The sequence below is a fragment of the Longimicrobiales bacterium genome, assembly GCA_035764935.1.
Taxonomy (GTDB): domain Bacteria; phylum Gemmatimonadota; class Gemmatimonadetes; order Longimicrobiales; family RSA9; genus DASTYK01.
The window spans coordinates 30,434-55,991 of sequence record DASTYK010000099.1 but is presented as its reverse complement, the minus strand read 5'-3'; the positions used below and the strand labels follow the sequence as shown (position 1 = coordinate 55,991).

The following is a 25,558-nucleotide window of genomic DNA, read 5'->3' as shown; positions in this document are numbered from 1 at the left end:
CACCGACGTGGCAGTGGAGGCCGGCGACGTCGTACTCGTGCGCAGCGACCCGCGCGACGTCGCACGCATCGTCCGGCTGTCCAGGGCAACCTACCGGAAGATGATCCAGAACCTCTGGTGGGCTGCTGGCTACAACATCGTGGCAATCCCGCTCGCGGCCGGCGTGCTGGCCAGGCAGGGGATCCTGCTGCATCCCGCGATCGGCGCGGTGCTGATGTCGCTGAGCACGGTGATCGTCGCGCTCAATGCGCAGCTGTTGAGGCGGGCAGATCTGTGAGAGGAGCCGAGGGGCGGCGCGCGGACCTGTGAGAGCCTGCCGGGTCTGACAAGCCCCGGCGTGCCTCCGGAATCGCGGCTTGACGGGTCCTGCGCCGGCCCCTTATCGTTTTCGCACCTGCCAGTCAGACGAAACCATGCACCGATTCGAGTCCGGCGCGATAGCCGGGTCCTGATCTGCCGTACCGTGGGCAGCAGATGCCGCGTGTACGATCGAGCAACGTAGCTGCACAAAGGCACCCCGGTCGCGAGGCCGGTCCGCAAAGCCACGGGTCTCTCCGAGACAGCCCGGCCGCCTGCCACATGAGGGCACTTACGCGCCCAACCCCGCAATCTCTCCAGGAGGCATGATGAAGCACGTCAAGCTCACTGCGTTGGCCCTGGCTGGCAGCGCGCTCCTCGCCGCGTGCGCGGATGACCCGGTCGCGCCGGCGCTGTCGCCGGACGTCGCAACGTACGAGACCGGTACTTCGCGGGACGGCATCGATATCGACGCACTGCGCGCGCAGGTCCCGGGCAAGCACGTCGTGGTGTTCAGGGGGCGTGCACCCGCCGACTTCGAAGCGCAGGTTACTGCACTTGGCGGCACCGTTTCGTTGAATCACGAGACCGGGATCGCGGTCGTGCTCGGGCTGGACGAGGCGGGTGCCTCGCAGCTGCGAGCGCGCGTCGGTGCGCAGTACGTCGAGTCGATGGCGGCGCTGCAGCTCATCTCTCCCGCGGCGATCGCACAGCCGGAGCGGGGACTGGGTTCTGCGATGCAGGCTGGTGATGCGGTGAGCAGCGCGAACAATCCGGCCGCAGCCATCCTGTTCTCCCGCCAGTGGAACCTGCGGCAGGTACACGCGCCGGAGGCGTGGGCCGCCGGGCGGCTGGGGAGTCCCTCGGTCACGGTAGCGATTCTCGATACCGGCATCGACTACGGGCTGCCGGACCTGGCCGGGCTCGTCGACCTGGGTCGCTCGACGTCGTTCGAGCCGCTGGATGACCTGATCACGTCCATCGTCTTCCCCGGCCGCCACCCGAGCACCGACCTGCACTACCATGGTACCAACGTGGCGACGCAGGTGTCGAGCAATGCCTGGGCATTCGCGGGCGTCACCTCGAAGACGACGCTCATGTCGGTCAAGGTGTGCAGCGCATTCGGCGGCTGCCACGGTGTGATCGAGGGGATCCTGTACGCAATCGACAACGGGGCGGATGTGATCAACATGAGCCTGGGCGGCTGGTTCCGTAAGTCGGCGTTCCCGGGCCAGGTCGCGGCGTACAACGCGATCATGAACTATGCGAAGCAGCAGGGCGTCACGATCGTTGTTGCGGCCGGAAACGACGCGAACGACCTCGACCGGCAGCACAACATCGCTATCAAGGACGAGAGGGGTGACATCGTCGATCGCGTGCACATCCCCTCGTTCTTCGCGACCTACTGCGACGCGACCCACGTGATCTGCGTGTCCTCGACGCGCATGGAGAATGCGCCCTCCAGCTTCACCAACTACGGCCGCTCGGCGATCGATGTTGCTGCCCCGGGCGGCGACGTTGGCGAGTGGGTATACGCCCTCTGCCCGCAGACCAGCTTCCTGTACTTCTGCGAGGACGGCTACTACGTGTTTGGCGTCGCCGGCACCAGCCAGGCGACCCCCCACGTCGCCGGCCTCGCCGCGCTCGCGGTCGAGGATGTCGGCCGCAACCCGGCCCAGGTGCGCGCCTACATCCGCAACTCGGCGGACCCGATCGCGGGTGGCAACTCCGCCTACTACGGCAAGGGCCGCATCAACGTCGCGCGCGCCGTAGGCGCGAACTGACCCTGGCAGGCGCTTCGCTGTAGTGCGCCGAGTAGAATGGAACGGGCGGTCCCCCGCGGGGGGGCCGCCACGGCGACTCTCCTCGGTCGACACGGCAAACGAGGTCTGTCGGATCAGGTCGTGCAGCGCGCTGCCGCCGATCTTCCCGGTCGCAGCGAAGTCGACGGACGGGAATGCGGGGAACTCGTCTTCCTCGTGCCCGCTGGGGCGCCACGCACGACGACAAAGGTGGATGAGTGGCGCGGCAACGGTCACCCTGACCGGCCAAGCGACAAGTAGCCCATTTCCCGAGCGGGCGCTTGGCGCCCTGTCGGTCATGATGCCCGTTGCCGCGCCAAGGGGCTGGTTCGGGCGCTACGCGTGTCGAGTGGCAGGGGAAGCCGTTCAGGATCGGTTTCGCGCCCGCTGTTCCGCTGTTCCGCTGTTCCGCTGTTCCGCTGTTCCGCTGTTCCGCTGTTCCGCTGTTCAGGCCCCGGCCCGGGACCCGGGCCCCGGCCCGCCTTTCCTTCATCGAAACGCCCCCCTATCTTCCGCCCGGCCAATTCCGGAGGATTTCAGACGATGAAGGCAGTGATCCGCACACTCGCGTTCTGCGCACTGGCCGCCGCAGCCTGCGGCGACCTGGAGACGAACGACGACCGCGGCTATACCAAGGCGCCGCTCGAGCATCCCACGCTCCTGATCCGGGGCGAGCAGCCGTCGGATATGGCGCTGCTGCGCGAGCCCCTGACGCCGGTGATCACCGAGGTGCCCATGCCGGATACGACGCCGGCGCAGGAGGCGCCCGCGGAGCAGCCCGGCCAGCAGCCGCCGCCTGCAGCGGAGCTGCCGGAGGGCGTGACGCAGGAGATGGTCGCAGCGGGCGAGCAGGTCTTCGGGGGTGCGGGCTTCTGCTTCACGTGTCACGGCGCGACCGGCGGCGGTACGCCGCTGGCCCCGCCGCTGGCCGACAGCGAGTGGCTGAACATCGACGGCTCGCTGCCGGAGATCGAGCGGATCGTACGCGAAGGCGTGCCGCAGCCGTCACAGTACCCGGCAGCCATGCCCCCGATGGGCGGAGCCCAGCTCTCCGACGAGCAGATCCGCGACGTCGCGGCCTACATCTACACGATCAGCCGCTGACGCCGCGCGCCGGACGGCGCACCAGCACGGCAGGTTGTACGAGGCGGCCGTCGCTCAGAGGAGTGGCGGCCGCGGTCGCAGAGCCCTCTGGAACAGCTCGAGCCGGTCCTTCTCCGGAAGCTCGTGCGCGCGCTGCAGCGCGATCCCGGGTGGCACGTGCCACTCGACGCCCGCGACCAGCTCGTCCGTGCCGGCCACGCGTCCGTCGCGTCGAAAGATCAGGGCATTGTGCCAGGTGCCGCCGTCGTCGGGCTGTGAGCGAACCGCCATCTCGCAGCGTTGACCATCGATGATGATCGAGCCGAGCCGTTCCTCGATGGTATCGAGCGGGTTGAGCATGGGCGTAGCTCCGCGACTGTAGGTCGATCTATCTGCTGGCCGCGGCGCCCCGGCCGCCGGCTCCGATCCGGTTGATCGCGGATGCCTGCCCTGTGCGACGTGCGAGACGCGCAAGAGTCGCACCGGCCTTCGGACCTCACCTTGCGGCGTCCCCGCCCGGCCCGCACTTTCCCCGCCCGGTAACCGGTCCCTGACCACCTGCCGGGAGCAGACATGTCGAGCGCCGCCGTAATCACCTTCATCGTCATAGCCGGGATCGTGTGGGGCGGGTTCATCACCATCGCCGTCACCGCGATCCGCCTCGAGGGCCGGAAGCGGGAAGGGTAGCCGCAGCCGTGCCGCGAAGAGACGACATCCAGAGCATCCTCATCCTCGGCTCCGGCCCGATCGTGATCGGCCAGGGCTGCGAGTTCGATTACTCGGGTACCCAGGCCGTACGCGCCCTCAAGGAAGAGGGCTACCGGGTCATCCTCGTCAACAGCAATCCGGCCACGATCATGACCGATCCGGACCTCGCGGATCGGACCTACATCGAGCCGATCACGCCGGAGTGGGTCGAGCGCATCATCGAGCGCGAGCGGCCGGATGCGCTGCTGCCCACGATGGGCGGCCAGACGGCGCTCAACGTGTCGCTGGAGCTGTTCGATCGCGGGGTGCTCGAGAAGCACGGCGTCGAATTGATCGGTGCGGACGCGCGCGCGATCCGCATGGCAGAGGACCGCGAGGAGTTTGCCGAGGCGATGGCGCGCCTCAAGCTCAAGGTCCCGCACGGCGGCTTCGCGCGCTCGATGGAAGACGCGCGCACCATCGTCGAGGACGTCGGATATCCGGCCATCATCCGCCCGTCGTTCACGCTCGGCGGCACGGGCGGCGCGATCGCGTACAACCGCGACGAGTTCGAGGAGTTCGTCCGCCGCGGCATCGACCAGTCGCCGATCGGCGAGGTGCTGATCGATCGCAGCGTGATCGGCTGGAAGGAGTTCGAGCTCGAGGTGATGCGCGACGGCGCGGACAACGTCGTCATCGTTTGCGCGATCGAGAACTTCGACCCGATGGGGGTGCACACCGGCGACTCGATCACGGTCGCGCCCTCGCAGACCCTCACGGACGTCGAGTACCAGGTCATGCGCGACGCCGCGCTCGCGATCATCCGCGAGATCGGCGTCGAGGCGGGCGGCTGCAACATCCAGTTCGCGGTCAACCCCGCCGACGGCGAGATGCTGGTCGTCGAGATGAACCCGCGCGTCTCGCGCAGCTCCGCGCTCGCGTCCAAGGCAACCGGCTTCCCGATCGCGCGCATCGGCGCCAAGCTCGCCGTCGGCTACCGCCTCGACGAGCTGCCCAACGACATCACGAAGTCGACGCCCGCCTCCTTCGAGCCGACGCTGGACTACGTTGTCTGCAAGTTCCCGCGTTTCGCGTTCGAGAAGTTCCCCACGGCGGATCCTACGCTCGGCGTGCAGATGAAGGCGGTCGGCGAGGTGATGTCGATCGGGCGGACACTGAAGCAGGCCTGGCAGAAGGGGCTGCGCGGCCTCGAGACCGGCCGGGACGGCTGGGAAGCTGCGGCCAACCCGAAGGACGACGGGCTGCCCGACGATTCGCTCGAGTCGCTCCGCAGTGCGCTGCGCCGCCCCACGGCGGAGCGCGTGTTCCAGATCAAGCGCGCCTTCGATGCCGGCCTGAGCATCGACGAGATCCACGAGCTCACGCTCGTCGATCCGTGGTTCCTGGCGCAGCTGAAGGAGATGCACGACGCCGAGCAGTGGTACCGCTCGCTGCCCGAGGTCGACCGTGTCGCGCTGCTGCGCATGAAGCGCCTGGGCTTCGGCGACAGGCTGCTCGCGAAGTTCCGGGGCGAGTCGGAGCGCGACGTGCGTGAGCGTCGCTGGTCGTACAGCGTCCGCCCGACCTACCACATGGTCGACACGTGCGCTGGCGAGTTCCCGGCCGCGACGCCGTACCTGTACTCCGCGTACGAGTCGGAGAGCGAGGCGCCGCCGAGCGATCGAAAGAAGGTCGTGATCCTCGGCTCCGGCCCGAACCGCATCGGCCAGGGCATCGAGTTCGACTACTGCTGCGTCCAGGCCGCGCTCGCACTGCGCGACGCCGGCTTCGAGACGATCATGGTCAACTCGAACCCGGAGACGGTGTCCACGGACTTCGACATTTCCGACAAGCTGTACTTCGAGCCGCTGACGCTGGAGGACGTGCTCGAGATCGTCGAGCGCGAGCAGCCGGTCGGCGTGATCGTGCAGCTCGGCGGCCAGACGCCGCTCAAGCTGGCGAAACCACTCGCCGAGCTGGGCGTGCCGATCCTGGGCACGAGCGTCGAGGCAATCGACCGTGCGGAGGACCGTGACCGCTTTGCGGAGGTCTGCCGCAAGCTGGGCGCGGCCATGCCCCCGAACGGCATCGCGACCAGCACCGAACAGGCAGTCGCGATCGCCAACGACATCGGGTATCCGATCCTGGTGCGCCCATCGTACGTGCTGGGCGGCCGCGCCATGGAGATCGTCTACGACGAGCCTTCCCTCCGCGACTACTTCGAACGCGCGGTGCGTGCATCGCCGGATCACCCGGTGCTCGTCGACAGCTTCCTCGAGGACGCATTCGAAGCCGATGTCGACGCCTTGAGCGACGGCGAGCGCGTCGTGATCGCCGGCGTGATGCAGCACATCGAGGACGCGGGCGTGCACTCGGGCGACTCCGCCTGCGTGCTGCCGCCGTACATGCTGCGCGATGCGGAGGTCGAGAAGATGCGCGAGCTGACGCGTGCGTTCGCGCTCGAGCTCGGTGTCGTCGGCCTGATCAACGTGCAGTACGCGGTGCGACACGGCACGGTCTACGTCCTGGAGGTCAATCCGCGCGCCTCGCGCACCGTCCCGTTCGTCTCCAAGGCAACCGGCGTCTCCTTCGCGCGCCTCGCCTCACTCGTGATGGCGGGGCAGAAGCTGGCGGACCTCGATGTGCCCGAGGAGCCGGACGTCATCGGCGTCGCAGTGAAGGAAGCCGTCTTCCCGTTCAACAAGTTCGACGTCGACGTGATTCTCGGCCCCGAGATGCGCTCCACGGGCGAGGTGATGGGCTTCGATGAGAGCTTCGGGATGGCGTTCGCCAAGGCGGAGATCTCGGCGGGTGCACCGATCCCGACCGAGGGCGTCGTGTGCATCACCGTGAACGACCACGACAAGGCGAACGTCACGCCGATCGCGCGTCGGTTCCACGATCTCGGCTTCGAGATCCGCGCGACGGAAGGGACCTGGCGCTACCTGCGCGCCCGCGGCATCCCGGCAGAGCGGATCTTCAAGGTGGGTGAAGGGCGCCCGCACATCGTGGATCAGCTGATCAGCGGCGAGATCGACCTGCTGATCAACACGCCGCTCGGCAAGAAGTCGCAGTTCGACGACTACGCCATGCGACGCGCCGCGATCACGCGCAAGGTGCCGTACTGCACGACGCTGTCTGCGGCGAGCGCCGCGTGCGACGCCGCGATCGCGCTGCGGTCGCGCGAACGCACGGTGCTGAGCCTGCAGGAGCGTGGAAGCGAGACTGTGGCGCCCGTGAGATAGCGGGGCAGGCAGTCGGCAGAAGAGCGAGGCTGGCGCACGCAAACCGTGCTGCCAGCCTCGCTGTCATTTCTGCCGTGATTGTCGATGAGCTTGCGTAATCAGTACGTGCGCACCTCGGTGGTGCTGCCCTGGTAGTAGTGCGCCAGGATTTCCTGGTAGGTGCGGCCGCGCTGCGCCATTTCGACGGCGCCTGTCTGCGACATGCCTACGCCGTGCCCCCAGCCGCCGCCATACGCCTTCCAGCCGACGACCGCGCCGCGCTCCTGCCACGGCTCGATGAAGAACAGCGTGCTGCGCAGCGACGACAGTGTGCCGCTCGCGTTGAAGTATGGCAGTCGCGAGCGGATGCCGTCCTTGGTGCCGACCAGGGCGCCCGCATCCGTGTAGAACACGATCGCGCGCACGCGGCCATGATCCGCGCGGTCGGTGACCACGATCGAATCGACCTGCGTCACGGTCGTGGCGAAGCTCGACGACAGTGCCTGCGCCATCTCGTCCAAGGTCCAGGTGACCACCCAGCGGTGGTAAATCGACCAGTCGGCCTCGAAATCGCCCTCGGCGCGTGCGCGCAGGTTCGTCGGATTCGCGTGGCGCATGAACACGTCCAGGGAGGGGACATGATCCAGCGCGCTGCCGCGCTCGGCGTCCGGGACACCGCGCAGGTATGCGACCGGGTTCGCGTACACGTCCTCGCTGTTCGCCGTGAACCCGCCGCTGGTCGAGTGGTAGAGCGTGCTGATCAGCGTGCCGTTGTAGACGGCGACGACGTTCGCCGTCGCATCGACGGCCGCGGTGGACACGGGGTGCTCCGCGGCCACGCCGCCATACACCTGGTCCGACGTCGTGGTGAGCAGGTCGTAGCCGTCCGCGCCGCGCTTGCCCATGTTCGCGAGCGCGTACGTGCGTGCCGCGACCGCCTGCGCCTTCTGCGCCTCGGGCTCACCGTACGGTCCGGGCGGCAGCTCGCGCGGAACCACGCCGTACAGGTAGTCCTCGATGGGCAGCTCGTTGATCGCCGCGAGCGTGCCGCCCGAGTTGGTCCAGACCTCGACGACGCCGCGGTACGGTGATCCGTTGATCAGCACGATGCCGTCGGCGGACTCCAGCACGACCGGGTTGTTCGCAACGCGCTCCTCGTCGCCGTACGACGCTTCCACCTGGGATTCGCCGCTCACTACGGTCTTGGTCTGCCAGTAGCCCCCCGCCGTCGGCAGGCCCGCCGCGCCGAGCGACGCCACGAACGCCGTCCGATCCGCCGCACTCTCGCCTACCGGCAGCGAGCCGAACAGCACGCGCGTGCAGAAGCCCAGGTCCTCGGTCAACGTCTCGAAGCCCGCCGCCTGGCCTCGCGTGACCAGGTCTGCGACGGTCGAGGGGCTGCCGCTGCACGTCACCTGGAACCACCGGCGCGTCCGGACCTCGCCGGCTGCAAGCAGCCGGACCGTCACCGCATCGCCGCTCCCGCTGAGCAGCGTCGCGCCGGTCGCCTTGTCACGCACGATCCAGTCACCCGCAGCGCCGACGCGCACGGACGTGGCCGATGGCACGACGCCGATGCGGATGAAGCCGGCCGGCGTCGCCTGCAGGGATGCCTCGTGCAGTGCGAGCGTGGGGCTGAGACCCGTATCGCGCGCGTCCGGTGCGAGCGGACCGGTCTCCGCGCATGCGGTGATGGCCAGGACCGAGGCCAGGGTGAGGGGTAGCGACGTTCGCAGCTTGCTGCCCATGTGGACACCTTTCGTTGGGGGATACGAGATGGCGATCGGCAGGTCTGCGGAGAGTAAAGGCGCGGCGCCTGCCACCGCCAGAGGCCGATGGCTCTCACCGCCATTTGCCAGCCCCTCGGCCGGCCGCCTACCTTGCGCCAGCTTCCTGCGCCGACCACCAGAGGAGTCCCGGCCATGCTCCGCCTCCACACAGCCGCACTCGCCACACTGCTGATCGCAGCCGCCGCGCCGGCGGCCGGACAGCGTACGGTCCCGGAAGCCCCTGCGCGCGACGAGGGGCACGGCCCGCACGAGCGGCTGATCGTCCGCGGCGTCACGATCATCGACGGCACCGGTGCACCGCCCTGGGGTCCGGCCGACATCGTGATCGAGCGCAACCGCATCACCGAGATCCGCGGCGTCGGTGCTCCCGGGCTGCCCATCGACGATGAGCGCCGCCCGCAGGGCGCCACGCGCGAGATCGATGCGCACGGCATGTACGCACTGCCCGGTTTTGTCGACCTGCACGCGCACACCGGCGGCGCCCAGCAGGGCACGCCTGCGGAGTACGTCTACAAGCTGTGGCTGGCGCACGGTGTCACGACGATCCGCGATCCCGGCAGCGGCAACGGCGTCGAGTGGACGCTGCGTGCACGCGAGCGCAGTGCGCGCAACGAGATCGCAGCACCCCGCGTGTTCGTCTACGTGCGACCCGGAGCCGGCTGGGACCGCGGCCGGATCGACACCCCGGAACAGGCACGCGCGTACGTCCGCTGGGCGGCGGAGCAGGGCGTCGACGGCTTCAAGCTGGGCAGCTACGACCCGCCCGTGATGGAGGCACTGATCGACGAGGCGCGCGCACGCGGCCTCGGCACGCAGGCGCATCTCGCGCAGACGGGCGTCGCACAGATGGATGCGCTGGATGCGGCGCGCCTCGGGCTCGGCAGCCTGGAGCACTGGTACGGTCTGCCGGAGGCGTTGTTCGACGATCGCACGGTGCAGCATTACCCTGCGGACTACAACTACAACGACGAGTACCATCGCTTCGCGCAGGCCGGCCGACTCTGGCGCCAGGCAGCGGAGCCGGGCAGTGACCGCTGGAACGCGGTCATGGAAGAGCTGCTCGAGCTCGGCTTCGTGCTGGACCCGACGCTCACGATCTACGAGGCCAACCGCGACGTCATGCGCGCGCGCAATGCGGACTGGCACGAGCCGTACACGCTGCCCTCGCTCTGGCAGTTCTACCAGCCGAGCCGTGAGGCGCACGGCTCCTACTGGTTCGACTGGACCACGCAGGACGAGATCGAGTGGCGCGAGAACTTCCGCGTGTGGATGCGGTTCCTGAACGAATACAAGAACCGTGGCGGTCGCGTCTGCACCGGCAGCGACAGCGGCTTCATCTACAAGCTGTACGGCTTCGACTATATCCGTGAGCTCGAGCTGCTGCAGGAGGCCGGCTTCCACCCGCTCGAGGTCGTACGCAGCGCCACCGTGTGCGGCGCGGAAACGCTGATGGAGCCGAAGGGCGAGCGCCCGCAGTTCGGCATGCTGCGCACGGGTATGCTCGCCGACCTCGTCATCGTGCCGGAGAACCCGCTGCACAACTTCAAGGTGCTCTACGGCACCGGCACGACGCGGCTGGACGACAACGGGCAGCCCGTGACGGTCGGTGGCGTCCGCTGGACGATCAAGGACGGCGTCGTCTACGACGCGCCGGCGCTGCTGGAGGATGTCGCACGCATGGTCGCGGACGCGAAGCGCACCACACCCGTCACGTCGCAGCAGCCTTGAGCATCCGCCGCGTCGGGCTCGTCATGCACCCGGCGTGCGGCCGGCACGACACCGGCTGGGGTCACAGTGAGCACCAGGGCCGCCTGCCGGCGATCGTGCGCGCGCTCGAGCAGGACACACCCGCGCTGCTCGAGCACATGGTGCACGTCGAGCCGCAGCCCATCGAGCTGGACATGCTGCTGCGCGTGCACACGCCCCGGCACGTGGACACCATCCGCGCGTGCGCCGCGCAGGCCGCCCACACCGGTGAGCTGCAGCGCCTGGATCCCGACACGGTCGTTTCTGCTGCAAGCTGGGATGCAGCGCTGGCCGCTGCCGGCTGCGCATGGGAGGCGGCACGCATGCTGTACGACGGCGACGCCGATGCCTCCTTCGCGCTCGCGCGGCCGCCCGGCCACCACGCGATGCCGGATCGCGCGATGGGCTTCTGCCTGTTCAACAACGTGGCCGCGGCCGCGCGGGCGGTGCAGCACCGCGGCGCGGGTCGCGTGCTGATCGTCGACTTCGACGTACATCACGGCAACGGCACGCAGGACGTCTTCTACGAGGATCCGTCCGTCTATTTCCTTTCGCTGCACCAGTCGCCCTGGTACCCGGGAACCGGCTCGGCACAGGAGCGCGGCGCCGGCGCGGGCAGGAACACGACGCGCAACGTCCCGCTCGCCGCGGGCACGGATGGCCCGACGTACCTCCGCGCGATGGAGGATGCGCTGTCCGCCGTCCTCGACGAGTTCACGCCCGAGATGGTCCTGGTGTCCGCGGGGTACGATTGCATGGCTCGCGATCCGCTGGGCGGCCTGCTGCTCGAGCCGGGCGACGTCCACGCCCTGGTCACGATGATCTGCGAGGCGGCCTCATCCGCACGCGCCCGGACGATGTGCGTGCTGGAGGGAGGCTACGATCCCGCCCGCACCGGCACGGCCGTCGTACAGACCATTCGGGCCCTGGCCGGACTGCCGCCGCTGTGAGCCGGTGATGCGTGCAGCGGCGGCCATGCTAGATTGCTGGATCGATAGCTGCACTGAGAGCGGCTGAGCGGAACCTGCAGGACAGACAGAGGGAGCGACCGCACGTGTCAGACTTCAGCCACCTCCGCAGCCATCTTCCGGAGATCCAGGCCGCCCTGCGCGACGCCGGTCTCGGCGGGTGGCTGCTCTTCGATCTGCATGCGCGCAACTCGGCGGCGATGGGCGTGCTCGGCCTGGGTGACCTGACGAGGCGCTACTTCGTGCTGATTCCGCCCGAGGGTGCCCCCCGCGCGCTGACACACCGCATCGAACAGCACCCGTTCGCACACTGGGCCTGGGAAAAGCAGCAGTACAGCAGCTGGCGGGAATTGCACGCGGCGCTGCCATGGCTGATCGGCGACGCGAAGCGCGTCGGCATGGAGATCTCCGCGAACGGTGCGGTCCCCGCGATGGACCTCGTGCCCGCCGGCATCGTCGAGCTGATCCGCGGCACCGGCGTCGAGGTCGTGACGTCGGGTGACCTCGTCTCCCAGTTCGCGTCGAGCTGGACGGACGCGCAGCTCGCCTCCCACAAGCGGGCGAGTGCGGTACTGGCGCAGGTCGCGCACTCCAACTTCGAGCGGCTCGCCCGTACGTTGCGTGAAGGGCTGCGTCCCACCGAGCGCGACCTCCGCGAATGGGTCCTCGCCGACCTGGCCGAGCGAGGCGCGGGCGTCGGGGCGGACACGATCACGGCCAACGGCGTGAACGCCGCGAACCCCCACTACGAGCTGGAGGGCCGCGGCGCCGAGTTCAAGGAAGGCGACGTCGTGCTCCTCGACCTCTGGTCCAAGGAGTCCGACGACATGGTCTACGCGGACCAGACCTGGATGGCCTGCCTCGGCCGCAGCGTGCCCGCACGGGCGCGCGAGGTCTTCGAGGCGGTGCGCGACGCGCGCGAGGCCGCAGTGAAGTACGTCCAGGATGCGTTCGAGGCCGGCAGGGATGTGCAGGGCTATGAGCTGGACGACGCGGCGCGCAGCGTCATTCGCGAGCGCGGCTTCGGTGATTACTTCATCCATCGCACGGGCCACTCGATCGACCGCTCCACGCACGGCATGGGCCCGAACATCGACAACTTCGAGACGCACGAGACCCGCCGGCTGGTGCGCGGTGTCGGGTTCTCGATCGAGCCGGGAATCTACATCCCGGGCGAGATCGGCGTCCGCAGCGAGATCAACATGTACATCGACGAGAGCGGTCCGATCGTGACCACGCCGGGCCCCCAGTCGGAGATGCTCGCACTGCTGTGATGAACGATCCGCACGCGCACGAGGGCGGTCCCGTGGACGCGCACACGACGCTGGACGCCGCAGGCGAACCGCAGGGGGCACGTGCGCACCAGGCACTGTACTTCTACGGCATCGCCCGCGCGCGCAGCTGGCGTGGCGGCCGCATCAGCAGCACGGACGGCGACGTGCAGCGCGTGCGCTACCGCGACCTGGAGGCGCTCGTCGCACCGGCGACGTACGACCTGCCGCCCTTCGATGACGAGCACCTCCTCGCGCACCAGCGCGTGCTCGAGGCCGCGATGCACCGTGGCAGCGTGCTGCCCGCGCCCTACGGCATCGTGTTCCGCGGCCGTCGCCAGCTCATCCACATGATGCAGGACCAGTACGTCGCGATCGACGAGGGCCTCTCCTTCCTCGACGGCTACTGGGAGCTGCGCGTGCACATCAGCTCGCCTGCAGCGGCCGAGGCCGCGCCGGAGCTTGCCGACGCCGCGATGCAGATCTACTCCGAGATGCGCCGCCGTGCGCGCGCGGCTGTGCCATTTCCCTCCGAAGGCCGGCGGCTGGTGAGCGCGGCGTTCCTGGTCGAGCGCACCGGCTGGATCGAGTTCGTCGAGCATGCCGACGACCTGGGCGTCGCGCACCCCGAGCTGAGCTTCGACGTGACCGGTCCGTGGCCGGCATACGATTTCGTCCACATCAGCCCCTGACATGCTCGTAGAAGTCGCGCTGCCGGTGCCGCCGGCGCGCACCTTCACCTACCGTGCGGAGGAGGAGGTCGCGCCCGGCACGCGTGTGCGCGTGCAGTTCGGCGGACGCAGGCTGATCGGCTGGGTCGTGGGCCCCGCGCGGCCGGGGCGCCGTGCGCCGGACAGGATCCGCACGATCGAGCGCGTACTGGAGCAAGCACCGAGCGTCACGCCCGAGCTGCTCGCCCTCTGCCGCTGGGCCGCCGACTACTACTTCGCGTCGCTGGGCATCATGCTGCGGACCGCCGTGCCCACGCTGCTCACCGAGACCGCGCGCACGAAGGAGCCCGTGCGCACCCGGCGCGTCGTCCGCATCGCGCGCGAGCTGCCCAGCCTGCAGCAGCGTGACGAGACGTTCGGTCGCGCGCGTCGCCAGCGCGAGTGCTACGAAGTGCTCGAGGCGAGTGGCGGGTCCCTCGATGCCGCGCACCTCGCGGACGAGCTGGGCTTCTCGTCGGCCGTGCTCAACGGACTCGTGGAGAAGCAGCTCGTCACGGTGCACGACGAGCCGCTCGTGCGTGATCCCTTTGCGTCCATGCCGCCGCAGCCGCCATCGACGCACACGCCAACGGCGGCGCAGGCGGAAGCGATCGCGCGACTGGTCGCCGCGACGCACGCGGCCGCAGCACCGCTCGGCGGCGCAGCCCAGGACACGGAACCCGGCGGCGACAGCGTCGCACAGCTCCTGGCCGCATCGACGGCACCCCTGCCGCACCTGCTGCTGGGCGTGACCGGCTCCGGCAAGACGCTCGTCTACATCGAGCTGCTCAAGGAAGTGCTGCGCCAGGAGCGCGGCGCGATCGTGCTCGTGCCCGAGATCGCGCTCACGCCCCAGACGGTCGCGCGCTTCCGCGCCGAGTTCGGCGACGTCGTCGCCGTCCTGCACTCGGCGCTCTCCGACGGCGAGCGCTACGACGCGTGGCGTGCGCTGCGCAACGGGGAGCGGCGGGTCGCGATCGGCGCGCGTTCCGCGATCTTCGCCCCGGTGGCCAACCTCGGCGCGATCATCGTGGACGAGGAGCACGAGGCGAGCTACAAGCAGTCGGAAGCGCCGCGTTACCATGCGCGCGAGCTTGCCGTCGTGCGCGCGCGGCTCGCGGGCGCGGTCTGTGTGCTGGGCAGTGCGACGCCGTCGCTGGAGAGCTGGCACAACGTCGGGCGCGGCAAGTACGAGCTGCTGCGGCTGCCCGATCGTGTCGAGGGGCGGCCGCTTCCACCGGTGCAGGTCGTCGACCTGCGCAGGCGCATCGAGGACGCGCAGTCGCACGGCCGTGGGGTGGCTGCACGCACGAGCAGCCCGCACGTGAGCAGCGCGCCCCGGCAGGATGGCAGCCTTTCACCCGTGCTGGTCGATGCGATCCGCCAGCGACTCGCGCGCGACGAGCAGACGATCCTGCTGCTCAACCGGCGCGGCTACTCCACCTTCGTGCAGTGTCGCTCGTGCGGCGCGGTATGGCACTGCCCGCAGTGCAACGTGACGCTCACGTACCATCGCGCCCGACGGCGTCTCGTCTGCCACTATTGCTTTCACGAGGAAGCGCCGCCGGAACGCTGCGACCGCTGCGGCAGTGCGGACCTGTCGTATCGCGGCGTGGGCACGGAGCAGGTCGAACGGGAGGTCGCGGAGCGCTTCCCGCACGCGCGCATCGCGCGCATGGACGTCGACACGACCTCTGCGAAATGGGCGCACCACGAGATCCTGGAGCGCGTGGAACGTGGCGAGATCGATATCCTGCTCGGCACCCAGATGATTGCCAAGGGACTCGATTTCCCGGGCGTCACGCTCGTCGGCGTCGTCAATGCGGATATCGCGATGAACCTGCCGGATTTCAGGGCGAGCGAACGGACGTTCCAGCTGCTGACACAGGTCGCCGGCCGGGCCGGCCGGGGGCCGAAGGGCGGGGACGTCATCGTGCAGACGTCGCTGCCGCACCACTACGCGATCGAGTGCGCGGTCACGCACGACTTCGAGGGTTTCGCGCAGCACGAGCTGGCCGAGCGGCGCAGCCCACCCTATCCACCGCTCGCCCGGCTGCTCAACGTGGTGCTGAGCGGCACGGACGAGCGCGCCGTCACCGATACGGCGCAGCACTGCGCGAGCTGGCTGCAGTCCGCACTGCCGCCGCAGGCCCCGGTCGAGCTGATCGGGCCTGCGCCCTGCGCCATCGACCGGGTGCGCGGCCGCTGGCGCTGGCACCTCGTGGTGCGCTCGAGCGCAGCGCGCGCGATCGGTGCGGCCGGCCGGCTGCTGCAGCGCTACCCCCTCCGGCCCGGTCGAGCGGAGCTGCGCCTGATCCTCGACCGCGATCCGGTATCGCTCCTGTAACTCGCACCCCTGTATTGATCTCCGGCACCGGCCGGTGCTACTGTTGGATGGGCCGCGCGCCGGCCGCATCCGCTCTCCCTGCCAGCGCGTCCCGCACGCCGCCACGCCGGTCGTGTGAACCATCGGGCCCGGCCGTTGTATTGAAGGGCGCACCCGAGTGAAGGAGGAATGCGCTTGGCCATGGGGTGTTTGGCGCTGAACGCATCGTTCGAGCCTCTGACGATCCTGCCGATCCGCAGGGCACTTCGCCTCGTCATCGACCGCAAGGCCGAAATCCTCGAGGTGGACGAGAGTAGAACGTTCAGGTCCGAGAAACGACAGCTCGCCTGTCCCGCCGTGATCCGCCTCGTTCGCTTCGTTCACGTTCCCAGGAAGTTCCGCCGCCAGGTCACCAACACATTCCTCTTTGCTCGCGACGGCTACCGCTGCATGTACTGCGGGCGCCATCGCACCGACCTGCGGCACCGGGAGTTCCTGACGCGTGATCACGTCGTGCCCATGTCGCGCGGCGGGACGAACACCTGGCACAACGTCGTGACGGCCTGCTCCCCCTGCAACAACCGCAAGGGCAGCCACCTGCCGATCGAAGTGGCGATGCATCCGCTGCATCCGCCCCTCGAGCCGAACTACGTCGAGCTGGTCTGGGCGGTGCGGCGCATCACCAGCGTGCAGGCCAAGTACATCCGGATGTTCTACGGAGAGGAAGTGCTGCGCGCGCTGCAGCCGCTGCCGGCAGACGAGGCGGCCTGACCGGCCTCAGAGAGCGACCGAGCCCGCCATCAGCAGCAGGGCCGCCAGGATCCCGAACACGATGAGCAGAAAGGCCGGCAGCAGCACGGCGATCGCGGCGCGTGCGCTCGTCGTGCCGTGTGCCTCGCGCACGCCGACCACCGCGACCACGAGCATCCACACCCCGCCGATCACGCCACCCACGAACGGGATGATCACCGCGATCTGCGGGCTGTAGGCGTGGCAGAAGACACGAACGGTCGTCGGAAACCCGTTCTTCGCGCCACCCATGATCAACAGCATCACGTGCACGACGCCCGTCGTGATGAACAGCGAGAGAACCAGGACGAGCGGGGCGAGCAGGAAGTCCTGCAGCGGGTTCATCTGCTCCACGGCCGCTCCGCTCATGCGGGCGAGCAGGTAGGACGGCTGTGCGGCGGGGAACACCATCTGCCAGAACAGCCCGACACCACTGACTATCAGGCCCAGCGCAATGTAGTACCAGAGGCTGGGCGCAAGCTGCTGCTCGCGCCCGAGCTGTGGAAAGAACCGGCGCGGCGCGAAGACACTTTCCTTCCACGCATGCGCGACGGCGTCGAGCAGGGACGCGCCCGGTGGCGGCGGCCAGCTCGCACTGGACGTCGGCTCACCCGCTTCAGGTGGCGCGCTGTTCAGTTCTCCGGATCCGAATTCGGCAGCCAGTCGTGTACCTTTGCGATGAGGCCCCGGATATCGATCGGCTTGCGGACATAGTCGTTGGCGCCGGCCTGCAGCGCGAGCCGCTGCGCACCCTCCATCGCGGTGACGGCGATGATCGGGATGCTCGCCGTCGCATGATGCTGGCGCAGCTGGCGCGTCGCCTCGAAGCCGTCCAGCTCCGGCATCATGATGTCCATAAGGATCAGGTCGGGATTCTGCGCGAGCGCGACATCGACCGCCTGGCGGCCGTCCACGGCGACGATGACCTGGAAGCCGAATGCCTCGAGCAGCGCACGCATGGCATCGCGGCTGTCGAGATGGTCCTCGGCGATCAGGATCGTCGGCGATCTATTGCTCAGGTCGTGCTCCGACCTCAGCTCGGCTCGAATCGGCTGCAACAGGCCCAGTCCAGGTTCTACACGCAATGCGCGGCGAGACCAGTTGGAATTGACTTCGCCGAGCGCCACGGCGCGATCGGCGCGAACACGTCCGCACGCCGCGCCGCAAATCCCGCGCCCACTCACCCCGCAGGCTGGACGAGATCGGGCGCAGCGGCGTAGCTTGACCCATGCCCTCAGCACTGCTCACACGCACAGTCCGCTTCTCTGCCGCGCACCGCTACCACCGTCCGGAGTGGAGCGAGGCGGAGAATCGAAAGCGCTTCGGCGCGTGCAGCAATCCGCATGGACACGGGCATAATTACGTGCTCGAGGTACGGGTGCAAGGCGAGATCGACGAGCAGACCGGCTTTTCCGTCGACCTCGGCGAGCTGGATGCGCTGCTGCAGCGCGAGGTCGTTGCGCGCCTCGATCACCAGCACCTGAATCACGCCGTCGACGCGTTCGGTCCGGGTCGCGCGATCCCGACCTGCGAGAACATCGCGGCATGGCTGTGGCCTCGCATCGAGCAAGGTTTGCCGCAGGGTGCAAAACTGGTTCGCCTGAGACTGCGCGAGGACGAGAGTCTGTATGTCGATTATGCCGGGCCGTCCACCCAGGGGTAGCGGCGGCGGTGACGGCCGCTCGCACCGCAACCGCGGTCATGGCCGTGGCTCCGGACCCGCTCGCGAAGGCCGCACGCCCGTACCGGCATCGCCGCAGTCGCAGCCGCCCAGGAACGGGGTGGAGCCGCGGCCGCCGCGCGAACTGGACCGTGATCCCGCGGAGCGTCGCACGTTCGAGGTGAACGGCGCTCCCTGGGTCGCGTGGGTGGCAGGAAAGGGCGCGTGGGGCTCCGGTGCGTACGGACTCGGCATGGTGGTCGCGATCCACTTCGCGCCGGCGGGCACAGCCGAGCAGCCGGAGCGCGAGGCGCTGCTTGCACGAGGACGCTTCGCGGGCCTCTACGACGAGGAGCTGCGCGCGCTGTTCGAGAAGGCGACCCCGATCAATCGTGAGCAGCCGCGCCAGGAGCCGAAGCGGCGGGACCGCCGGAATCGCGACTGGTGATCAGTCGCCCAGCGGCGGACCGATGCTGATCTCGTTGCCCGAGATGCGGATCGCATAACGGAGCAGGGGGTCACCCGGTGCATCGATCCGGGTGCCGGAGTGAACATCGAAGCTGGCGTCGTCGCTGGTGCAGACCAGGACGTCGCCGCGGACCGTGCCGGTCTCCGCGAGTCGCTGCCCGCACCCCGTGCAGGTGCCATCGAGCGCATAGTACGTCTGCGCGATATTGAGCACGACGAGGCGGCGGCCCGCCGCCTCGACTCCCGCCATGGCACCGGGCCCCAGCTCGGGCGTGGTCAGCACGGTCGCGTAGCCGGGTGCGTCCATGCTCAGGCGACGACGGCCGGTCCGCGCTGCAGGGTAGCCGCTGCGACCAGTCGCGGAACGACGGCGGTGCACTGGCTGGCGACGGCCGCCTCTTCCTCGATCGCACGATCGATCAGCCGCCGGGCATCCGACTGGCCACAGCTCGCCGACAGGGCGGCAAGCGTGCGGTACATCGCGCCAGTGAGCTCGCTCGCGCGGGCGAGGGCGATCATGCCGCCGGTCTCCAGCACCGAGGGCGCGGCCGCGGAGGCAACGAGCCGCCGGTGATCATCGCGGACGCCCGCCATGGCCGCACTCGATACCTGCGGGCATGCGCCGCCCAGCAGCTCCATCGCGCGCTCCAGCATCTCGAGCTGGCGCCCGGTGGCCGCACGACAGCCGCGCGCCTGGTCGCGCGCCTCGGGTGCGCCCAGGTGTGTCTCGACTTCGTCGAGCAGCATCAGCGTGTGCCGCTCCGCGTCGTACACCTCCGCGAGAAGGTGCCTGTACAATTCCCGCATCGACTCCACGGTTCCGCTCCTGATCCGGGGGGCGCGGCGCATCCGCGCCGTGTCAAGGGCTCAGCGGGGCAAGACGCGTTCCCGTGCCGCGGGACGGTGGACGCGGCAGCATACCGGCCCCATGTTTCGCGCCCCAGGTGCCACATTCGGGAGGAACGTTGAACAACACGCCACGCCGCCGGATCCTGACCGGCGACCGGCCGACGGGCAGGCTGCATCTCGGTCACTGGCTGGGCAGCATTCAGAATCGCGTGCGCTTGCAGGATGAGTACGAGTGCTTCTTCATCATCGCCGACCTGCACACGCTCACGACCAAACCGGAGAAGGAGTCGGTGGCGAAGATCCCCGGCTACATCCGGGAGATCGTGCTCGACTACCTGTCGGTCGGCATCGATCCGCAGCGCGCGCGCATCTTCGTGCAGTCCGCCGTGCCGGAGACGGCAGAGCTGACACTGTATTTTGCGATGCTGGTCTCGCTGCCGCGGCTCGAGCGGCTGCCCAGCATCAAGGACATGGCGGAGGCCGCACATCTCGACGTGCTGCCCTACGGGCTCGTCGGCTATCCCGTGCTGCAGGCTGCTGACATCCTGCTGCCGCGCGCGGACGTCGTGCCCGTGGGCAAGGACAACGTGCCGCACGTGGAGGTGACGCGTGAGATCGCGCGTCGCTTCAACTACCTGTACGGTCCGGTGTTCACCGAGCCGGAGGCACTGATCAGCGAGGTGCCGACACTGCCCGGTATCGACGGCCAGGCAAAGATGTCCAAGTCGCTCGACAATGCGATCTTCCTGTCGGATCCGCCCGACGTCGTTCGTCAACGGGTGATGCGCATGTACACGGACCCGAACCGGCTGCGGGCAACGGACCCCGGCACCGTGGAGGGCAATCCGGTGTTCATCTACCATGACGCGTTCAACCCGGATCGTGACGAGGTCGAGGACCTCAAAGTGCGCTACCGGGAAGGCCGCGTCGGCGACGTCGAAGTGAAGAAGAAGCTGGTCGCCGCGCTCGAGGGCTTTCTCGGCCCGGTGCGCGAGCGACGGGAGCACTTTGCCGCGCAGCAGGGGCTGATCGAAGGCATCCTCGAGGAGGGCAACGACGCGGCGCGCGCGGTCGCGCGGGATACCATGACGCGCGTGCGCGATGCGATGGGGCTGACGTATTATCGCTGAGCGGACGTCCGGCGGCACCGGACCACATAACACCAGGGGAGGGGCACGATGAAGTTGCGGCAGGCCATGTGGGCGATGACGGCTACGCTGCTCGCCTGTGGCGGTGAGCAGCCCGGCGACGGAACGCCGGCGGCGGAGGCAGAGCAGGCGGCGCCGCTCGCCGCCACGCAGGACCAGGATGCGGGGCAGCTCGGCTGCGAGCCGCAGCGCGACCCGGCCGGGCGCGCGAGCCCCTACGACTCGACCCGGTTCACCATCGACGGCGGCGAGGTGCTGGTGTGCTACGGCCGCCCGAGCGCGCGCGGGCGCACCATGATCGGTGGCGAGAACGTGCCGTTCGGCCGGCTCTGGCGGACCGGCGCGAACGAGCCGACCGTCCTCCACGTGTCGGTGCCCGCCTCCATCGCGGGCATCGACGTCGAGCCCGGCGCCTACTCGCTGTACACGATTCCGGGTGAGTCAGAGTGGACGGTCATCGTGAACCGCGCGATCGACCAGTGGGGTCACGAGAGCTCGTACACGCCCGAAATCGAGGCGCAGGAGGTTGGCCGCGGCACCGTCGCGGCAGAGCGTCTCGAAGACCACGTCGAGCAGTTCACCATCCGTTCTGAGCCGGCCGACAGTGGGGCCACCCTCGTCCTGGAGTGGGAGCACACCCGCGTGGCCATTCCGGTGCTCGCCCGTTAGGCGTTGCGCCACCGGCGCTTTCCCGGCCGGTCGCGGCAGCCTGCCGCGGCCGGCCGCCCTGTCACGACCGGCCCGCTTCGGGCGTTCCTAGATTGAGTCCGTCTGGACCGGAGGCCAGTGGATTTCGAGGCGCAGTTCCAGGAGCTGTATCCGTCGCTGTACCGCTACCTGCATCGCCTCACCGGTGATCCGGACGTGGCGGAGGACATCGCGCAGGAAGCCTTCGTGCGACTGCTTCGCCAGTCGCTGCCGGACGAGGAAGTGCGTCCGTGGCTGTTCACCGTTGCGATGAACCTGGTGCGCGACGGCGCGCGCAGGACCGATCGGCGCCAGCGGCTGCTCCAGACGGCGCCCTCCCTTTCGGCGCACGTGCCGCTGCCGGATGCGCAGGTCGAACGAAACGAGCGTATCGCCATCGTGCGACGTGCGCTCGACACGCTCTCGCAGCGGGACCAGCAGTTGCTGCTGATGCGCGAAGAGGGCTTCAAGTATGAAGAGATCGCGGGCGTCGTCGGAGTCGCGCCCGCTTCCGTCGGTACATTGATTGCACGTGCGCTCCGCAGATTCGCGGAGGCACTGGATTCACAGGGCGTTCCGGATGAACCACCTGAGTGAGGGACAGCTTCAGGCATTCCTCGACGGCGAAGTCGAGGGCGCCGCTGCGCGCAGCCTGGCCGTGCACCTGGAGGCGTGTGCCGTGTGCACGGACACGCTCGCCGGGATGCGCGCCACGGCCGTTCGCGTCTCGCATGCCCTCGCCTGGCTCGATCGACCCGCGTCGACGGCGGCTGCAATTCAGCCTGGCATAACGGCCCTCGCGGCCGAACGTGCCACGGAGGTCGTCGGGGCAAATGATGATGCGGATGTGCTTCGTATCGACGCCCACCGTTCCTGGGGGCGGCCGGCGCGGGTCGGTTTCCTGAAGGCTGCCATGCTCGCGCTGCTGGTAACCAGCGCGGCCGCCGCGGCGATCCCCGGCTCGCCGGTCCAGCGCTGGCTGATCGGCGCGTGGGACCAGCTCACGCGGCCGGATCCCGTGAGCGTCCAGGAGCCGGACGCTCCGGGCACGATCGGGCCGGCAACGGCACCCGCGACATCGACGGAGCTCGCCTCCATCTCGATCGAGCCCGTCGACGGCAGGCTCACCGTACTGCTCGACGGCGCGGAGCGGGTGCAGTCGATCCGCGTCGTGCTGGTCGACGCTCCGACCGCCACGGTCGAAACGGAGGCCTCGGCAGCGACACGCTTCAGCACCGGGCCCAGCCGCATCCAGGCGACAGGCCTCGGCAGCGGCGTCGTCCACGTCCTGCTGCCCCGCAGCCTGGCGTACGCCAGCATCGTCGCAGATGGCCAGACGCTGCTGCAAAAGGAAGGCACGACGCTGCAGACGCCGGGGGATGTGGTCGAGCGCAGCGACAACGTGATCGTGTTCCGCGCCCCCTGATTCTGCCGGGCCAGTTCTGCAGACGCGCGCAGGTGGATTGCACCTGCGCGCGTTTTTGTGTTATTCCTTCGTAAGTGCCCTGAACGACCCGCTCGCCTGACGGGCAGGCCGTACCGCGAATCCGCCTGCCACGGAGTGTCGCGCAGTCCATGCTGCCCATCGCCGCCGCCCTTGCCCTGATTGCGTCGCTGCAGGCCGGACCTGCCCAGGCGACCGGACTGGTGTGGGGGCAGGTGCGCAGTGAGAACAGCGGTGCGCCCCTTCGCTTCGCGGTCGTCGAGATCCCGCTGAGCGGCCGCGACGACCTGCGCACCTCCACGGACGAGAACGGGATCTACATCCTGCGGAACGTGCCGGCAGGCCGGCGCGTCCTGCGGGCCACGCACATCGACCACGCACCACTCGACGTGCAGGTGTCCGTGCCGTCCAGTGGTCGCGTGTCGCTCGATTTTGCGCTCCGGCTCCGCCCGGTCCAGCTGCCCGTGGTGTTCGCACGCGCGGCATCGATCCCGACGACACGGACTGACAGCACGCCGTCGGGGGTAGGCGCGCTGGGGCCGGCGAGTGTTCACGTGCTCGAGGCGTCGCCGGGCATCGCGGAGCTCGGCCTGGGCGAGATGACACGGGCGATTCCCGGCTATGAGCCAATCGATCCCTCGGACGTGCTGTACGTCCGTGGCGGCCAGGCGGACATGAAGCTCGTGCTGCTGGACGGGGCGCCGGTGTACGCCCCCTTCCACCTGGGCGGGTTGATCGCAGCACTCGATACGGACTGGCTCGGCACCGCGAACCTGTACCTGGGCGGTGCGCCGGCACGCTTCGACGGGGGCCTCTCCTACATCATGGAGCTGGAGTCCCGCTCCGCGCGCACCGGGCGCGTGCACACCGAGGTCGGCGCAGACATGCTGTCGGCGCGGGGCCGCATCGAGGGCCCGCTGCCGCACGATGCGGGGTTCCTGATCGCTGGACGGGCCGTGCACGGCTTCGGTGCGGAGCCCTTCTTCTCGGATGCGTTTCCCTACCGCTACGGGGACGCCATCGCCCGCTTCGACGCACCGCTGGCCGGTGGGGAGCTCTCGCTCACGGGCTTCTGGAACGAGGAAGGGATACAGCTCGACAGCACCTCGCGCGCGGACGGTGAGACCGCCTGGGGCAACCGCGCGGCGTCGCTTCGCTACCGCGGCCGGGTGCTCGGCTCGAACGCGCTGTTCACGCTCGCGGGTGGCACGTTCCAGACGACGCTGCCGATCGGCGGGATCCGCCCGCTGCTGACGTCGGCGGAGTCCTCACGCTCGCGCATCGCGGCCGACTTCGAGCGCATGGCCGGCCCGGTTCGCCTGGCGTACGGCGCGTCCATCGACCGGATGACGTTCGACTACACGGCCGCAGTGCGCGGTGCCGAGGAGGATTCCGTGCTGCTGCGCGCGGAAGGGCAGGGCGACTCGGGCGGCGCGTACGTCGATGCATCGCTCAATCTGCTGCGCGGGCTCCGGCTGCGCGCCGGATTGCGCGGTGATCGCTTCGAGCTGATCGACGACATGCGCTTCGCGCCGCGCATCTCGCTCACCCTCGCGCTGGGCCAGCGCGCCGCGATCACCGTGGCAGGGGGCCGCTACCACCAGTACGTCCGCGCACCCGAAGACGAGATCATCTTCGTCGGTTCCGTCGTGCACGACGCGATCGCGACACCGCCGCTGACCGTCGCGCGCGCGTCACACGTCACCATGCACCTCGCGCAGGATCTCGGCGATGCGATGGTGCTCGCACTGGAAGGCTATTACAAGGCATACGACGGCCTGCCGAGCGCGATCAGCGATCGCGCGGAGGCATCCGGCGTGGAGCTCTGGGTGCGGCGCGACGGCGACCGCATCGCCGGCTGGCTCGGCTATTCCCTGGGCTGGGTCTGGTCCAATGACGCCGACGACCGCTACGCGGCCGACGCGCGCCGCTTCGCAGGACGCCACCTGATCAGCGCCGGCGTAGCCGGGCCCACCTTCGGACGCGGCGCATTCGACGTCCGCGTCTCCTACGGCTCGGGGCTGCCGTACACCGCGATCCCCGAGCCCGACAATGCCGCGCCCGTGTTCTCGACCATGAGCGCCAGCACACCCGGCCCGCACATCCACACCGAAGTCGCGTCCATCCCGAGCGCGACCAGCGAGCAGCCCGAGCGTCCCTACCTGCGCGTCGATGCACGCGTCGAGCACACGTGGAGTGGCGAGCTGAACGGTGCCGTGTTCGATGTCACGCCATACCTGAAGCTGCTCAACGCGCTGAACCGCCGTGACGCGATTTTCTACCACTACGATCGTACACCATCCGGTACGGAGCTGAAGCCGCTGGCATCCCTGCCGGTTCTGCCGGTGCTCGGCGTCGAGTGGCGGTTCTAGTTTTTATCTACCACCGAGGACACAGAGGGCACAGAGCTTTTTTTTACCGCAGAGGCGCTGAGATTTTTCGCGGAGGTACGCGGAGGATTTGCCTGTTGCGCATGTTCTTCGCGCACTTCGATGTCCGCGCCGAACGCACGCGCTTTTTGTTGTAGTTGCTTCGTCGCGACGCTGGCTTCATCCCCGCATCCTGCTGCGCTGTCATCGCGCGGAAACTGCAACGTTGCTGCTCAGATT

At 69.0% G+C, this 25,558-nt stretch carries 24 protein-coding genes and 1 riboswitch; of the genes, 17 read left to right on the top strand and 7 right to left on the bottom strand.

Annotated features, from left to right (window positions below):
* The 3 genes from VFU06_08370 to VFU06_08360 form a co-directional block, all read left to right on the top strand.
* Nucleotides 1–277 (top strand): copper-translocating P-type ATPase (locus VFU06_08370; protein ID HEU5209411.1); only part of this gene is annotated, 277 nt, incomplete at its 5' end.
* A 224-nt stretch (nucleotides 278–501) separates the two neighbouring features.
* Nucleotides 502–576, top strand: a riboswitch (cyclic di-GMP riboswitch).
* A 47-nt stretch (nucleotides 577–623) separates the two neighbouring features.
* Nucleotides 624–2,081: a S8 family serine peptidase gene (locus tag VFU06_08365; GenBank protein HEU5209410.1), complete on the top strand. Its 1,458-nt coding sequence runs from the start codon at nucleotides 624–626 to the stop codon at nucleotides 2,079–2,081.
* 561 nt (nucleotides 2,082–2,642) lie between these two features.
* Nucleotides 2,643–3,203, top strand: a complete 561-nt coding sequence (locus VFU06_08360) for a cytochrome c (GenBank protein HEU5209409.1) — start codon at nucleotides 2,643–2,645, stop codon at nucleotides 3,201–3,203.
* Nucleotides 3,204–3,257: 54 nt separating this feature from the next.
* On the opposite strand, the gene VFU06_08355 is transcribed toward VFU06_08360, so the two are convergent.
* Complete coding sequence (locus VFU06_08355) at nucleotides 3,258–3,542, bottom strand: hypothetical protein (GenBank protein HEU5209408.1); 285 nt, start codon at nucleotides 3,540–3,542, stop codon at nucleotides 3,258–3,260.
* A 335-nt stretch (nucleotides 3,543–3,877) separates the two neighbouring features.
* On the opposite strand from VFU06_08355, the gene carB reads away from it, so the two are divergent.
* On the top strand, nucleotides 3,878–7,114 hold the full coding sequence (gene carB, locus VFU06_08350) for a carbamoyl-phosphate synthase large subunit (GenBank protein ID HEU5209407.1): 3,237 nt from the start codon (nucleotides 3,878–3,880) through the stop codon (nucleotides 7,112–7,114).
* Between the two features lie 98 nt (nucleotides 7,115–7,212).
* Here carB and VFU06_08345 read toward each other — a convergent pair whose 3' ends face one another.
* Complete coding sequence (locus VFU06_08345; protein ID HEU5209406.1) at nucleotides 7,213–8,841, bottom strand: SpoIID/LytB domain-containing protein; 1,629 nt, start codon at nucleotides 8,839–8,841, stop codon at nucleotides 7,213–7,215.
* A gap of 174 nt (nucleotides 8,842–9,015) precedes the next feature.
* Between VFU06_08345 and VFU06_08340 the strand changes: the two genes are divergently transcribed.
* The 6 genes from VFU06_08340 to VFU06_08315 all read left to right on the top strand — a co-directional run bounded on the left by VFU06_08340 (nucleotide 9,016) and on the right by VFU06_08315 (nucleotide 16,675).
* On the top strand, nucleotides 9,016–10,611 hold the full coding sequence (locus VFU06_08340) for a hypothetical protein (GenBank protein ID HEU5209405.1): 1,596 nt from the start codon (nucleotides 9,016–9,018) through the stop codon (nucleotides 10,609–10,611).
* Complete coding sequence (locus tag VFU06_08335; protein ID HEU5209404.1) at nucleotides 10,608–11,579, top strand: histone deacetylase; 972 nt, start codon at nucleotides 10,608–10,610, stop codon at nucleotides 11,577–11,579. The genes VFU06_08340 and VFU06_08335 overlap by 4 nt, the downstream gene beginning before the upstream one ends.
* Nucleotides 11,580–11,683: 104 nt before the next feature.
* The gene (locus tag VFU06_08330; protein ID HEU5209403.1) at nucleotides 11,684–12,871 is read left to right on the top strand and encodes a M24 family metallopeptidase; all 1,188 of its coding nucleotides are present in this window, start codon (nucleotides 11,684–11,686) and stop codon (nucleotides 12,869–12,871) included.
* Complete coding sequence (locus VFU06_08325; GenBank protein ID HEU5209402.1) at nucleotides 12,871–13,560, top strand: GvpL/GvpF family gas vesicle protein; 690 nt, start codon at nucleotides 12,871–12,873, stop codon at nucleotides 13,558–13,560. The genes VFU06_08330 and VFU06_08325 overlap by 1 nt, the downstream gene beginning before the upstream one ends.
* Before the next feature lies 1 nt (nucleotide 13,561).
* Nucleotides 13,562–15,925 carry a primosomal protein N' gene (gene priA, locus VFU06_08320; protein ID HEU5209401.1) on the top strand — a complete coding sequence of 788 codons (2,364 nt, stop codon included), beginning with the start codon at nucleotides 13,562–13,564 and terminating at the stop codon, nucleotides 15,923–15,925.
* 180 nt (nucleotides 15,926–16,105) lie between these two features.
* Nucleotides 16,106–16,675 carry an HNH endonuclease gene (locus VFU06_08315; GenBank protein HEU5209400.1) on the top strand — a complete coding sequence of 190 codons (570 nt, stop codon included), beginning with the start codon at nucleotides 16,106–16,108 and terminating at the stop codon, nucleotides 16,673–16,675.
* Nucleotides 16,676–16,681: 6 nt separating this feature from the next.
* Here VFU06_08315 and VFU06_08310 read toward each other — a convergent pair whose 3' ends face one another.
* On the bottom strand, nucleotides 16,682–17,257 hold the full coding sequence (locus VFU06_08310) for a YIP1 family protein (protein ID HEU5209399.1): 576 nt from the start codon (nucleotides 17,255–17,257) through the stop codon (nucleotides 16,682–16,684).
* Between the two features lie 68 nt (nucleotides 17,258–17,325).
* Nucleotides 17,326–17,751: a response regulator gene (locus tag VFU06_08305; GenBank protein ID HEU5209398.1), complete on the bottom strand. Its 426-nt coding sequence runs from the start codon at nucleotides 17,749–17,751 to the stop codon at nucleotides 17,326–17,328.
* Nucleotides 17,752–17,921: 170 nt separating this feature from the next.
* On the opposite strand from VFU06_08305, the gene VFU06_08300 reads away from it, so the two are divergent.
* Entirely contained in the window at nucleotides 17,922–18,356 is a 435-nt protein-coding gene (locus VFU06_08300; GenBank protein ID HEU5209397.1) for a 6-carboxytetrahydropterin synthase, read from the top strand.
* A 118-nt stretch (nucleotides 18,357–18,474) separates the two neighbouring features.
* Entirely contained in the window at nucleotides 18,475–18,801 is a 327-nt protein-coding gene (locus tag VFU06_08295) for a hypothetical protein (protein HEU5209396.1), read from the top strand.
* Here VFU06_08295 and VFU06_08290 read toward each other — a convergent pair whose 3' ends face one another.
* Nucleotides 18,802–19,128 carry a Rieske 2Fe-2S domain-containing protein gene (locus VFU06_08290; protein ID HEU5209395.1) on the bottom strand — a complete coding sequence of 109 codons (327 nt, stop codon included), beginning with the start codon at nucleotides 19,126–19,128 and terminating at the stop codon, nucleotides 18,802–18,804.
* Between the two features lie 2 nt (nucleotides 19,129–19,130).
* Nucleotides 19,131–19,628 carry a DUF892 family protein gene (locus VFU06_08285; protein ID HEU5209394.1) on the bottom strand — a complete coding sequence of 166 codons (498 nt, stop codon included), beginning with the start codon at nucleotides 19,626–19,628 and terminating at the stop codon, nucleotides 19,131–19,133.
* A gap of 158 nt (nucleotides 19,629–19,786) precedes the next feature.
* Between VFU06_08285 and trpS the strand changes: the two genes are divergently transcribed.
* The 5 genes from trpS (at nucleotide 19,787) to VFU06_08260 (ending at nucleotide 25,321) form a co-directional block, all read left to right on the top strand.
* Complete coding sequence (gene trpS, locus VFU06_08280; protein ID HEU5209393.1) at nucleotides 19,787–20,800, top strand: tryptophan--tRNA ligase; 1,014 nt, start codon at nucleotides 19,787–19,789, stop codon at nucleotides 20,798–20,800.
* A 48-nt stretch (nucleotides 20,801–20,848) separates the two neighbouring features.
* Entirely contained in the window at nucleotides 20,849–21,487 is a 639-nt protein-coding gene (locus VFU06_08275; protein HEU5209392.1) for a DUF2911 domain-containing protein, read from the top strand.
* Nucleotides 21,488–21,604: 117 nt separating this feature from the next.
* Nucleotides 21,605–22,102 carry a sigma-70 family RNA polymerase sigma factor gene (locus tag VFU06_08270; protein ID HEU5209391.1) on the top strand — a complete coding sequence of 166 codons (498 nt, stop codon included), beginning with the start codon at nucleotides 21,605–21,607 and terminating at the stop codon, nucleotides 22,100–22,102.
* Nucleotides 22,086–22,931, top strand: a complete 846-nt coding sequence (locus VFU06_08265) for a zf-HC2 domain-containing protein (GenBank protein HEU5209390.1) — start codon at nucleotides 22,086–22,088, stop codon at nucleotides 22,929–22,931. Before VFU06_08270 ends, VFU06_08265 begins: the two co-directional genes overlap by 17 nt.
* Before the next feature lie 149 nt (nucleotides 22,932–23,080).
* On the top strand, nucleotides 23,081–25,321 hold the full coding sequence (locus VFU06_08260) for a carboxypeptidase regulatory-like domain-containing protein (protein HEU5209389.1): 2,241 nt from the start codon (nucleotides 23,081–23,083) through the stop codon (nucleotides 25,319–25,321).
* Here the strand turns inward: VFU06_08260 and VFU06_08255 are convergent.
* Entirely contained in the window at nucleotides 25,318–25,542 is a 225-nt protein-coding gene (locus VFU06_08255; GenBank protein ID HEU5209388.1) for a hypothetical protein, read from the bottom strand. The genes VFU06_08260 and VFU06_08255 overlap by 4 nt on opposite strands.
* Nucleotides 25,543–25,558: the final 16 nt, after the last annotated feature.